Here is a 733-nt window from a genome sequence, read left to right as displayed (position 1 = left end):
GACTTAAGCGCTAGACTGAAAAAGCTCAACAAAGCACTTAATAAAGGAAGAAAATCATGATTCAACAAGGCCAAGCACTACCTTCTGCAACCGTAAGTGAACTGACTGCCGATGGCATGGTCAACCACGATGTGACCGAACTGTTCGCGAACAAGAAAGTGGTGTTATTCGCGGTTCCTGGCGCATTCACTCCAACTTGCTCAGAAGCTCACCTACCAGGCTACGTAGTACTCGCAGATCAATTAAAAGCCAAAGGCGTTGATTTAATTGCTTGTGTGGCGGTGAACGATGCATTCGTAATGAACGCATGGGGTGAAGCTCAAAACGCTTCTGAGATTTTGATGCTAGGTGACGGTGATGCTAGCTTTACTAAAGCGCTAGGCTTGGAAATGGATACTGGCGGCTTTGGCGGCGTTCGCTCACAACGTTACGCGATGATCATTGAAAACGGCGTAGTAACAACACTTAACGTTGAAAAGCCAAGTGAATTTGAAGTAAGTAATGCAGAAACTATTCTTGCAGCACTTTAAGAAAACACAAAACGGAAGCTCAAGCTTCCGTTTTTTTCAGGCGATTAGCGCATTCTCACGACACTAGTTTGTTGCTTACGTTGCATCTCTGCAAAAGTCAGTACAAACGGAGATGACTGCTTCACGTGGCTTGGCAGCGACGAAAGCGCATTGTAGGCTTCTTGCTTCGATTTAAAATCACCAGCTGTCACCGTATACCAACG

Annotated in this window: 2 protein-coding genes; one reads left to right on the top strand and one right to left on the bottom strand. The window is 45.6% G+C overall.

From position 1 onward, the window contains the following. The first annotated feature begins 56 nt into the window (after nucleotides 1–56). Nucleotides 57–530, top strand: a complete 474-nt coding sequence (locus R7Z49_RS24755; RefSeq protein WP_005477269.1) for a peroxiredoxin — start codon at nucleotides 57–59, stop codon at nucleotides 528–530. A 44-nt stretch (nucleotides 531–574) separates the two neighbouring features. On the opposite strand, the gene R7Z49_RS24750 is transcribed toward R7Z49_RS24755, so the two are convergent. Then, the coding region (locus R7Z49_RS24750; protein ID WP_318112338.1) for an SPOR domain-containing protein at nucleotides 575–733 on the bottom strand (159 nt) is incomplete at its 5' end.

The sequence above is a fragment of the Vibrio sp. 1562 genome (assembly GCF_033340155.1).
Taxonomy (GTDB): domain Bacteria; phylum Pseudomonadota; class Gammaproteobacteria; order Enterobacterales; family Vibrionaceae; genus Vibrio; species Vibrio alginolyticus.
Note: the sequence above shows the minus strand (reverse complement) of the source record. Positions and strands in the feature narration are given on the sequence as shown.